Annotated in this window: 10 protein-coding genes and 1 pseudogene; 7 read left to right on the top strand and 4 right to left on the bottom strand. The window is 38.3% G+C overall.

Going from position 1 to position 11937, the window contains the following annotated elements; translation table 11 throughout:
- Positions 1-312 (top strand): annotated as a pseudogene (locus J2756_RS10430) (energy-coupling factor ABC transporter ATP-binding protein); the annotation flags it as partial.
- Between the two features lie 118 nt (positions 313-430).
- Positions 431-1570: a DUF362 domain-containing protein gene (locus J2756_RS10425; RefSeq protein ID WP_209585393.1), complete on the top strand. Its 1140-nt coding sequence runs from the start codon at positions 431-433 to the stop codon at positions 1568-1570.
- A 254-nt stretch (positions 1571-1824) separates the two neighbouring features.
- Here the strand turns inward: J2756_RS10425 and J2756_RS10420 are convergent, their stop codons facing one another.
- Together J2756_RS10420 and J2756_RS10415 are read right to left on the bottom strand one after the other, a co-directional pair.
- A complete protein-coding gene (locus tag J2756_RS10420; protein ID WP_209585392.1) occupies positions 1825-2211 on the bottom strand; it encodes a 4Fe-4S binding protein in 387 nt (128 codons plus the stop codon).
- Positions 2208-3764 (bottom strand): homocysteine biosynthesis protein, encoded by a 1557-nt coding sequence (locus J2756_RS10415; RefSeq protein ID WP_209585391.1) that lies wholly within the window; start codon positions 3762-3764, stop codon positions 2208-2210. The genes J2756_RS10420 and J2756_RS10415 overlap by 4 nt, the downstream gene beginning before the upstream one ends.
- 346 nt (positions 3765-4110) lie before the next feature.
- On the opposite strand from J2756_RS10415, the gene J2756_RS10410 reads away from it, so the two are divergent.
- From J2756_RS10410 to J2756_RS10395, 4 genes are all read left to right on the top strand, one after another.
- Positions 4111-5484 carry a TldD/PmbA family protein gene (locus tag J2756_RS10410; RefSeq protein ID WP_209585390.1) on the top strand — a complete coding sequence of 458 codons (1374 nt, stop codon included), beginning with the start codon at positions 4111-4113 and terminating at the stop codon, positions 5482-5484.
- Positions 5484-6080, top strand: coding sequence for a TIGR00296 family protein (locus tag J2756_RS10405; RefSeq protein ID WP_209585389.1), 597 nt, complete (start codon positions 5484-5486; stop codon positions 6078-6080). Before J2756_RS10410 ends, J2756_RS10405 begins: the two co-directional genes overlap by 1 nt.
- Before the next feature lie 426 nt (positions 6081-6506).
- Entirely contained in the window at positions 6507-7517 is a 1011-nt protein-coding gene (locus tag J2756_RS10400) for an NOG1 family protein (RefSeq protein ID WP_209585388.1), read from the top strand.
- On the top strand, positions 7483-7914 hold the full coding sequence (locus tag J2756_RS10395; protein WP_209585387.1) for an Hsp20/alpha crystallin family protein: 432 nt from the start codon (positions 7483-7485) through the stop codon (positions 7912-7914). The genes J2756_RS10400 and J2756_RS10395 overlap by 35 nt, the downstream gene beginning before the upstream one ends.
- A gap of 304 nt (positions 7915-8218) precedes the next feature.
- Here the strand turns inward: J2756_RS10395 and J2756_RS10390 are convergent, their stop codons facing one another.
- Both J2756_RS10390 and J2756_RS10385 read right to left on the bottom strand, forming a co-directional pair.
- On the bottom strand, positions 8219-9223 hold the full coding sequence (locus J2756_RS10390) for an SIS domain-containing protein (protein ID WP_209585386.1): 1005 nt from the start codon (positions 9221-9223) through the stop codon (positions 8219-8221).
- Entirely contained in the window at positions 9213-10346 is a 1134-nt protein-coding gene (locus J2756_RS10385; protein WP_209585385.1) for a thiamine-phosphate synthase family protein, read from the bottom strand. Before J2756_RS10385 ends, J2756_RS10390 begins: the two co-directional genes overlap by 11 nt.
- 336 nt (positions 10347-10682) lie before the next feature.
- Between J2756_RS10385 and J2756_RS10380 the strand changes: the two genes are divergently transcribed.
- Positions 10683-11756, top strand: a complete 1074-nt coding sequence (locus J2756_RS10380) for a hypothetical protein (protein WP_209585384.1) — start codon at positions 10683-10685, stop codon at positions 11754-11756.
- The last annotated feature ends 181 nt before the right edge of the window (positions 11757-11937 follow it).

The following is an 11937-nucleotide window of genomic DNA, read 5'->3' as shown; positions in this document are numbered from 1 at the left end:
CAGATAATGAGGTTGTTGTATGATCTCAACGCTGATGGGATGACCATCATAATATCCACCCACGACGTTGATCTGGTCCCCCTTTACGCATCCACAGTTTACATAATCAGTCATGGAAACATAATAAAGGAAGGTAACCCTCAAACTGTTTTTAGTGATGTTGAGACCATAAGAAATGCGAATTTAAGGCTTCCAAGGATAGCACACCTCATGGAAATCCTCAACAAGGAGGATCATGTTTCATTCGGCAAACCCTATCCACTCACCATAGGCGAAGCCAGAAGAAAAATCTTGAAAGAGGTTGAAGATTGAATTTGATCTATTAATTGCATTGGAAAACGCAGAAACTTAAAAATCAAAATTAAAAAATCTTTTTTTAAAAAAGGAGCAAATATTTTGTTAATGTTTGATGGATCAATGTGGTGCTAAATTGAATAAAAGTACAGTTTCAATATCAGAATGCAGTTCCTACGATCTGGATGCAGTCCAAAGTGCTGTGGAAAACTCCTTAAAGGGCCTGGGAGGAATATCCTCCTTTGTAAAGCCTGGTGATAAGGTGCTCATCAAACCCAACATGCTCCAGGCTAAATCTCCTGAAGCATTCATAACAACCCATCCTGCAGTTATAGAAGCTGTTATCAATATTTTGAAGGATGCAGGGGCAGTACCAATGGTTGGGGACAGTCCTGGAGGACCTGCACGTGGAATGGAAAAATTCTGGAAGATCACAGGGTTCTGTGATGTTTGCAAACGTACAGGCGCTCAACTTGTTAACTTTGAGAAATCAGGAATCTATGAACTTGAGAGAAACAGTAGAAAATACAGAATTGCCAAGCCAGTTATTGATGCTGATGTATTTATCAACCTGCCCAAGATCAAAACCCATGGACTTACCAAGTTTAGCTGTGCCGTTAAAAACACTTACGGTGTTATTCCAGGGCTTCAAAAAACTGATTACCATAAGTTAGCACCAAAGCCATCTGATTTTGCAGGGATAATTGTTGATGTCTTCGCACTTTCCAAGCCCCATCTCAACATCATTGACGGTGTGGTTGGAATGGATGGGATGGGACCATCAGCTGGAAACCCCAAAGAGATAGGTGTTGTAATTGCATCAGACGATGCAGTTGCAGCAGACAGCATCATATGCTACTACTTGGGCAAGAATCCCATGGAAGTGCCCACAAACAGAATTGCACATGAACAGGGGCTTGGAGAATCTTTAATTGAAAACATCAAGGTTTTAGGGGAATTTCCACATATTGATAACTTCAAATGGCCTCCTAACTTTGCAGGGTCAATGGAGATGATTCCATCCTCCATTTCAAGAGCTTTAATGAAACTCTGGTGGTCAAGACCTGCAATAGACCCTGAGCTCTGTACGAACTGCAATATATGCGTTAAAAGCTGCCCCACAGACGCAATCCTGAAGGAAAGACCAACACCAGTGTTTGAATATGATAAATGTATAAACTGCCTCTGCTGCATGGAGATGTGTCCTGAAAAAGCAGTTTTTGAGGGTAAAAGCAGAATTTACAGTTTTATATCCAGATTTTCAGGATCTGACTGAATAATTACTTCTATTTTTAAATTATATTTTTTCTAAAAGGACCTCAAAGAGACTCCTTTTTTTTAAATCATTTCAATTCCATGCAACCCCTAAAAATTCAATATACAAAAATTCAAGTTCCTATAATCTGATTTAATAAATTATTTTGATAAAAAAAACTTCAGAAAATAATTTAAACCTAAAATAACTTAAAAAATAATATAAAACCTAAAATAATAAATAAAAAATTTAAAAGCTTCTAAAATGCTCAGTATTTATTCTGCAACATTTATAGCTTTCATGGGACATGATTTGGTGCAGAACCCACATCCAATGCACTGTTTATCATCTAATTCAATTGTCCAATCTTCTTCAATTGAAATAGCCTTTACAGGACATAGTGAAACGCATTCTCCACAGTCAACACATTTGTCCTCATCCTTTTTAACAACCTTTTTTACAGGATCCAGATGAATTCCGCTTTCCTCAAGGAATGCTATGCCTTCATCTTTTTGTGTTCCACTTAACTCAATGAGCATCTTCCCACCCTTGGGTGTTATGTTTGCCTTGAGTATGTTGAAGGTAATATCATAGTTTTTAATGAGATCTGAGATCACTGCTTTGTTTACGATGTCTGGTGAAAAGTTTAGCCATGCTTTCATAGTGACCCTCCATTTCTACCTTTTCTTGAACCATTACAAATCAACATTGAAATATCCTCTGCTGTTATCATACCCTTTACCTTGTTGTCCTTATCAATGATGGGGAGTCCTGAAATTTCGTGTTTGTTCAGGCGTCTTGCCACCACATCCACAGATTCATCCTCCCGGGCTATCACAACTTTACGTGTCATAACATCTGCAAGTTTCGTTTTACCCTTTGCAACTGCATTTGCTATGTCCCACGAGGTTACAATACCACGAAGCTTACCTTCACCATCCACAACAGGAAGGTGGTTTATACTGTTTTCAACCAGTTTCCTCGCAACATCCTCAACCTCGTCTCGGGGCCTGGCAGTTATGATGGGTTTGATCTTGATGTTCTTCACAAGAATTGAAGGTTTCCTAATTTCAAGGGGTCGAACAATGGATCCCTCCGACTGCAGCCTTGAGATGGGCTCTGTAAGGAAAAACTCTCCATTATCTATCCATGATTTAAGTTCAAATGCAATCTTCCTGGCCTTTTTAAGTGAAGATAACGGTGAAGTTGGAACTTCCACACCGTTGAGTTCTATTTTTCCAGTTTGAAGTTCCATGTAATTGGTTTCCATTATTGTGGGTCTGCTTCTCCTTGGAACCCCGTAATCCACAACACTGCACTGGATCTCTTCATTACTGATACCTGTTCTTTGAGCTATATCCTCATTCAGGATAGGTATTGGTATTCCTGCACCAACGTAAAGTGTTGGACCGTACTTGGGCATGCTTGCACCTCTAACGTACTCAGCATCCATCTGCTTCATATCTCCCTTGAGCATGAGAGTACCGGCACTGCCTGTTGGAACACCGTTTTTACGCTCAACATCGGTGTTGTGCTGTGTTCCCTCACCAATGATGTAACCCTCTGCACCACAGAGGAATATGCGCGTTCCAAAACCAATGGTTTCAAAGTAAGGATCATTTAAAAGTGGACTGAGCTCTCCGGCACTTGAATAACTCACATTACCCATTTTGGGCAGAAGTGTGCCCATGTAAGTGTAAATGGTTTCATCTGTGGAGTTGGTTGCTGCAGCGTAGTTCTGGTAGGAATTTCTTGGATTCACCATTATGGCCTGGTTCAACTTGTCCAGTGTTATACTGGTTTTAACCTCTGTAAGAGGATAACAGTCAGTTCCATAGGCTTCTGCAACAAAATCAATCTCTTTACCCCTTATAAGGTCTTCGATTATATGGGCCCCTCCGTAATCAAGGCCAATTTCTGGAATTTTGTTGGGCTGGGTTGCACCGATGTAAGCATCCACAGCTGCAAGTCCAGAATAGGCTTCAACACCGTTCAGGTATGTTTTTGACATTTTTATAGGTGGATCCGAATGTCCGAAGTTTAGAAATGCCCCTGAAGAGCACATAGCACCAAAGGTCCCTGTTGTCACAACATCAACTTCACGTGCAGCTTCTCCTGCACCATTTTCCCTTACAATCTGGGTCATTTCAGCAGCAGTCACAACCACTGCATCTCCATCTTTGATTTTCTGGTTTATCTCCTTCACAGTTTTCATATTGTCACCTGGTGCTTTAACAAAGTGTAATTCGAGTAAATATGCTTATGATTATATAATAAACGTAATGAAATGGTGAAAATTAGAACCTGCACCCCTTCACTTAATATCAACGGTCTATTATTAAGGTTTTATAATATAAATCACTTTTTATATGCTGTGGTCTATGTTTATAAATCATTTTTTTATAAATTTTTTTATATTTTTTATCAAATTAATATTATATCAAATTAATAATGCACATAATAATGCACATATCAAATTTATACAAAAATCAACAACAATCAATAAATTATAATCCCAAGAAGATCAAAAAAGTATAATCAGTAAGATGAAGGGAGATACCATGGAAGATCAATTAGACTTAGATTTACTGGAGAAAACAATTAATTCCATTGAAAAAAGAGCAGATTATGCAGATATAAGGGTTAATGAGACTTACAGTACTGCAATCATAATGAAAGATAGTAAGATCCAGGAAATCCGGTCTGGATCCGATCTAAGCGGTTGTGTAAGGGTTTTAAAGGGTGGTGCATGGGGATTTGCATTCACAACCCAAATGGAAAAGATGGGGGAAGTAGCAGAGTCTGCACTGCGCCTTGCAAATTCAATAAAAAGTGATGTGAAACTTGCAGATGTTCCAAATGTAGTTGATAATGTGAAATCTCCTGCAAAAATTAAATTGTCAGATGTTTCACTTGAAGAGAAAAAAGAGGTTATGCAGGATGCAGATAAAGCTGCAAATATTGATAAAGTTGTGAGTACCAGTGTCAACTACGTTGATGCAGAGGGAAAAACAGCTTTCCTGAGTTCAGAGGGTTCATCACTAACACTCAATGAATCAAGGGTTGCAATGTTTCTAAATGCGGTGGCATCAGAAAATGGAATGATACAGTTCGGCCACAAAAGTATCGGTGGAGCAAAGGGATTTGAAGCCATAAAGAATGAGGATCTGGAAAATTTTGGAAGAACTGCTGCATCCAAGGCAGTTAGGTTACTCAATGCAAATTCACCACCTTCAGGAAGCTTTCCTGTTGTATTTGACTCGGAACTCACAGGAGTTTTCATCCACGAAGCACTGGGTCATGCTGCAGAGGCGGATCTCATACTCCAGAACGATTCCATACTCAAGGGAAAAATGGGAACCCGAATAGGCTCGGAACACGTTACGATAATTGATGATGCCAGTATGGATGCCTTCGGCTACTACCCCTACGATGCTGAGGGAGTTAAAACACGTAAAAACCTCCTTGTTAAGGATGGAATTCTCACATCCCTCCTGAGTTCAAGGGAATCAGCATCCAAACTTGAAATTGAACCATCAGGAAATGCCAGGTCTGCTGTTGGTGACGAGCCAGTGGTTCGTATGAGTAACACCTACCTCAAACCCGGTGATAAAAGCTTTGAAGAATTACTTGAAGGTATGAAGGATGGAATATACCTTAAAGGTTCAAGGGGTGGACAGGTGGATACTGGAAAGGGAATATTCCAGTTCAACGCTGCAGAATCCTTCATGATAAAGAACGGGGAAATTGGAGAGCCACTGCGTGATGTTTCATTATCTGGAAACATAATGGAAACACTCATGAACGTGGATGCAGTTGCATCTGACTTCAAGATGGGAGTTGGTTTCTGTGGAAAAGCAGGTCAAACAGTACCAGTTGGAGATGGAGGCCCACATATAAGAGTTACGAAAGCAATGGTTGGAGGAGCAATGTAATGGCATCAGATGAAGCAGAAAAAAAGGATAAGAATCTTTTATCTCGTGAAGATGGTGAAACACTAGTAAAAATTGCAAGGGAAACTATAGGAACATACCTCAATGAGAAGAGAATACTGGAAGTTCCAGGAAATATTGATGCGAAGTTAAAGGAGTTCATGGGGGTTTTTGTAACCCTCCAGAGGAATGGGGATCTCAGGGGTTGTATAGGTTATCCTGAACCTGTAATGCCCCTCATAGAAGGCCTTATTGATGCAGCCATATCTGCAGCAACAAGGGATCCACGTTTTCCACCTGTAACTCCAAGGGAATTTGAGGACATACAGGTTGAAGTCAGTGTGCTCACAAAACCAGAGATCATCATGGTTGAGAATCCCCGAGAGTACATTGAAAAGGTTGAAGTGGGTAAGGATGGATTGATAGTTGAAATGGGTCCATACAGGGGACTTTTACTTCCGCAGGTTGCAGTTGAATGGTGTTGGAATGTTGAAGAGTTTTTAGCAAACACATGCATGAAGGCAGGGCTTCAGGCAGACTGCTGGCTTGCTAAGGATGTGAAGATTTACAGGTTCCACTCCCAGATATTCAATGAATAATTCAGGATAAAATCAGGAATGCAATCCATAATTGGGATGGCAAACCTAAATCCCCTTAACTTACATCCATTTAATGTTCAAAAAAAGAACAACATTTAAACGTGATAAATCCTTAACATAATAATCCCTAGAATAATCATTATACATATTATTCTAAACACATCATGATCATTTTATACATTGAAGTATTCATACATTAACCTAGAGTGAACTGTAGATGTTCATGATTTTAACAATATTATGGATTTAAAACAAGTTTTTAATCATTTTAAGATTTTTAGAACCTTATTTTAACATCAACATGATTAATAACTTTAAAAAAATATAATAAACTTGAATAGGCTAACAAAAATTAATTAACCAATTAAAGTTAACTTAAACTGAATTTAACTGAATTATTAAGATATTTTAAAAGAGAGTGATGAAATGTTAATACCAACTATCCCAACACCAGAAGAAGTTCTGGATAAGGGTTTTAGACGGGCTAAAAAGGCCGCAAACAAGGTAAGGTCTTCTAATATTCCTCGCCAGCAGAAGTCCAAGAAGACTGAGGAAGCAAGGATTAAAACTGCCTGTCAGGTTATAGAGGAAACCTTCAACATGATACTTGAGAGGGTCCCCAAGATTGAAGAAATGCACATGTTCTACCAGGATTACATAGATGTTGTGGTGGGAGTTGACGAACTGAAGAAGTCTCTTGGAGCCTTGAACTGGGCTGTGGAACTTCTATCAAAATTTGAAAATCAGTACGTCTTTAAAGTAAGAAGATCAAGTCCTCAGGATGCTTCAAGAGTTAGAAGTGAAGCATTTGGCCGTATATCCTCTGTTGTTTACAGGATAGAAGATGAACTGAATTTTCTGGACTTTGCAAAGGCTAAACTCCGTAACATGCCCACAATAGACTTTGATGCAACAACAGCAGTAATAGCAGGATTTCCAAACGTTGGAAAATCAACTCTGCTTAGACACATAACAACAGCAGAACCTAAAGTTGCAGATTACCCCTTCACAACAACAGGAATCCAGATAGGACATTTCGAACGCAGGTGGCAGAGTTACCAGATCATAGACACTCCTGGACTTCTGGACAGGCCTGTTAAGGACATGAATGAAATAGAGTTAAATGCAATGGTTGCACTGGAGCACCTTGCAGATGTTATTTTATTCATCTTCGATGCATCTGAAACCTCAGGATATCCACTTGAAAGCCAGTTCCGACTTTTTGAGGAGATAAAACACATTTTTAAAACACCAATTGTCTGTGTTTTTAACAAAATGGACCTCGTGGAAAGGGTTAAGTATTTAGATGAATATATTAATAAAGTAGAAGATCCTCTGATGGTTGCAGCAGCAGAGGGAACTGGAGTATCTGAAATAATGGATAAGCTGGAGGAATTTAACGATGAAAAGAAGAGGCGTAGCAGAACAGATGTTTAACGACATGGTAGGCACAATCCGTGAGAAACAGGAGGAGCTTGAGAAGGCGATAGCTGATTACACTTCGAATGTTCCAGCAAAACCAATGATGGATGTAATTGAAGACGATGAAAACATAATCGTAAAAACAGACCTTCCAGGTGTCAAAAAAGGGGACATAAAGATTGATATAACTGAGGACAGTATTGAGATCAGTGCAAAATTCGAAGAAGAAACTGAAGTTGAGGATGTTAACTACATCAAGAAGGAAAGAAGGTATGGTGAAGCAAGCAGGATGATGGTGCTTCCTGCAAAAATACTGATAAACGAATCAAATGCAAAATTCGAAAACGGTGTTTTAACAGTCACACTCCCAAAACTTGAAAAGAATGAGAGTTTTGAAGTTAAAGTAGACTAAAAAACAGTTTAAACTGAAATATCCTCACTTCACTACTTTTTCAATTCTTTTCTATTAAGCTATTTTTATTAATCATTAATTATCTACTTCTAATAAACTTGTTAATTGTTCATTCTTAAAAATTTTAATAACATTATTTCAGTTGATTTTAAAATTCAATTCTGAATAGAAACCTAAATACAAAAATTATCAGTAATAAAAAAAGTAAGTGTAAAAAACTAGTATATGTACAAAAATATGAAATAAAGGATTGAATAGGTTGTAATTACCAAAAATTAATTGTTTGAGGAATTAGCAGTACCTATCAGTACCTTACCTTACCAATATGCCGTGTACTTCCAGGATCTTCCCCATTGAAGTGTGCAAGGTAATATATGAACCATTCTATAGGAATTACGAGTACAAATGGTGCAAGAAGAGGATTAACATCAGCATAATCTTCCATTTTATATAAAATCTTTTTCACACCAATTTTATCTGAAAATTCCATTGATTTATGGGTTAATTCATCTCCAGAATAATCCGCATCTAAAAACATTATTGGAACATCCTTCTCAGCCCTTTCAATTAACCCATGCCTGAATTCTCCAGAATAAAGTGGACAAGCATGTTTGAGTGCACCTTCCATGAACATGGTCATTGCAACTTTGTATGCAAGGCCATAGTTAGGTCCGCTTCCCATACAGTAAAAAATCTTATCATCCTTGAATTTTTCTGCAAGAACTCTGTTTTCATCCTCAGTTTTGCTTAAAAGGTCCTTGGTTATAGATGGTATTTTTTCAAGGTCCTTCAGAACATCCTTAGCATCATCCGATCCCTCCATACTGAAGAGAATTTCATACAGGGACATTAACTGGGTCATGTAGGTTTTTGTGCCTAATATGGCTGTTTCTCTGTTGCAGCGGGTGAGTACAGCATCATCAGACTCATGCATCATGGTACTGTCTTCCTCATTGGTTATAGAAACAGTGTATAAACCGTTTTCTTTGGCTTTACGTAATGCTGCTACAGTGTCTGAAGTTTCTCCTGACTGTGATGTTAACAAAACTCCAGAATTCTCCTTTTTAAGGTTTTTATGATAAAAAAACTCGTATCCTGTGTGGGCATCAATATCTTTATCTGATAGGAAACCCATGGCATCCCTTGCTGAGAAGCAGGTTGAAAGGGAGCTTCCACAGCCTACGAGATGAATTTTGTCAAATTCTGCAAATTTATCTGCAATCTCCTTCATATGAACTTTTTCAGCTTTCAAAGTATTTTTTAATGATTTAGGTTGCTCTAATATTTCATAGTACATATCATACTTCATGGGTTTCCCTCAAAATATCAATTTTTTCCATGAACCTCGTGTAAGTTTCATCGATACTCTCTTCAACAACTCGGGTATTTGCGGTTGTTTCCATGAAACCGGATTCAACTTTAAAACGGGGCACAATGTGAATGTGTAAATGTTTTATACTGGAACCTGCAGCTTTACCGAGGTTTATTCCAACGTTAATACCATCTGGTTTTAGAACTTCCCTTATGAGCCCTATGGATCTTTGTACAAGGACGAAGATATCCTTGATTTCCTCAGATCCTAATTTATTCAGATCTGTAACATGTTCCAGTGGAACCACTTCAAGGTGACCCCTGTTGTAGGGGAACATGTTCATAATTATCATGTTATTGTTATTTTTATATAAAACCCTTGAATCCACTTCACTATTACCTTCAGCTATTGCACAGAAGGTGCAGGAAACATGGGCTTTTTTACCAATATATTCACTTCGTGATGGTGCAAAAACAACACTGTAACTATCTTCAAAACTGCCTGAAATAGTCATAGAATTTTTTAAAAGATTTCTCTCGGATTTAGTGTGGGTTTCATTTTTACTCTTTTTGACCCTTACACTGTAAAGTTTTGAAATGCAAACTGCAGTTTTAGCAACTTCAAGGGCATCTGGACCGGTTAAACAGACCATGGGTTCCTTTCCCCACCCTCCAGTGTGGTAAACAACATCTGGAATGTCTCCAAGTTTGTCTATGGCCTCCTCAACACCCCATGGAATGGTTCCTCCCTCAAAATTCACCACATCTTCAGGTTCATGGTGCCTGTTGTATGAAGAAACCTTCAAACCGAGTTTTCTGCATATATCAACTATTTCCTCACTGTAACGGATGTTAAGGGCACTTCTCCTTTGGGGATCATGTTTCATCATGCTCAGCACAAGCCGGGCCATGTGGGATGAAACACCAAAATCTGGTTTCATAAAAGATTTAGGCCATCCTTTAACTGTTGTGATACGCCCGGGGACACCTGCAACATCTTTGGTTTCCTTTGCGCCTTCTTTTGCCATAACTATGTTGCTCCTCACTTCCGGAACAAGATCAGCAAATTCTGGGGATTTTTCAAGGACTTCAATGGCCATTTCAATGTTCTTTATCTCCATATATATCATTATCTTGACTTTTTTAGATATAAGTTTTGGGATCAATTGATTAAAGCCGGAATTTTCAGGAAAACCTTTAAAAAGGGTTTATTTTTTTATATTGGCGCTACGACAATTGAACAAAAACTTGGTTCCCAGGTTGATTCACAGAACTGGGGGAAATTCATTTTTAAAACATCCCTTTGATTATTAAACTGAAAAGGAGTTTATCTTTGTGATGTTATTTTATTTTAGCCCTAAAAATACTTATATATGAGTGATTTAAACCCAAAATTAATCTAGGAAATTTTTCAATAAGTTAACCAATAATTGAATCATTCTTAGAGAGGAGGCGACATGATTAATAGAATTAATAAAAAAGAATGTTTAATACTCGCAGCCCTTCTAATCTTATGTTTTGCAGTTATGAGTGTTGGTGCAGTTAGTGCAGATGAACTTAACGACACTCAAAATTTAACTCAAAACACGACCTCAAACCAGACTCAGGCAGTCAACCAATCTGTAACAGAAACTAAAAATTTAACTGTTCGTGGATACTGGATACGTGGGGATACTGCACTGGGAATGAGTGCAGCAAACTGGGATGCCCTTAAAAATGCAGGGGTTACAGATGTATTCGTTTCATCTTCACGATTTTCATCATCGTACTACTACACCAAGGTTCTTGGTATGGTTCTTCCCTATGCTCATACTAGGGGCATAAAGGTCCATGCATGGGTAGTCTGTTTCAAAGATGCCAGTGGTGGCTGGGTTGACCCTCAGGGACTTAAATCATCCAAGGTTTCAGTTCCCTACAAGAAGTACTGGTACAAGGGTTGGTACAAGGTCAGAAGGAGCATCCTCTCTGGAAAATCGATATACCTATCAGCAGCGGTTATGCCAGATGAGGTTATTCTATCCAACGGCGCAGGAAAATACTACGGACAAAGCTACGATGAATTAGCAGACTACGTTGACTTTCTGGTTCCAATGACTTACAAGGGAAACTACAACACCAACACCCAGTGGATAGGCAGTAAAATAGCCCACATAAAACATCTGGCAAATGACAAAAACGGCAACTCAATACCCGTTCTTGCAGGACTCCAGAATTACAGGGGTGATGGCAACTTACATCTTCTATCAGCAGCTGAAGTGAGTGCAGATGCAGCCTATGCAATGGCTTACGGTGCTTCAGGATACGTTGTATTCAGATACGGAATTGCAAAGTACGTAACCTACAAGGTTCGAGTGGCATACAAAAAAGTAAAATACCGGGCATGGGTTAAAAAGGCATACAAAGTTAAGAAATGGGTTAAAAGACACGGAAAATGGGTTCGTAAGTACGTAACCAAGTACAAATGGAAAAAGGTATGGAAAACTAAATGGCTCTACACCTACAGGACCTATGGAAAATACGTTTTAACGTAGATCTTGAAAATGGTTACCTAAAACCCATCTTTTATTCATATGAACTTTTAAACCTTTTTTTTATTCATTTTTTAAAAAATATTTTTTTTTATTTCTTGAAAAGTTTCAAATTCAATTTTCTTAAAATAAACAGAAATTTAATAATATTCCTTAGTAACGTTTTTTTGGATTTCAAAATTTT

The organism is Methanobacterium aggregans (genome assembly GCF_017874455.1).
Lineage (GTDB): Archaea > Methanobacteriota > Methanobacteria > Methanobacteriales > Methanobacteriaceae > Methanobacterium_C > Methanobacterium_C aggregans.
Note: the sequence above shows the minus strand (reverse complement) of the source record. Positions and strands in the feature narration are given on the sequence as shown.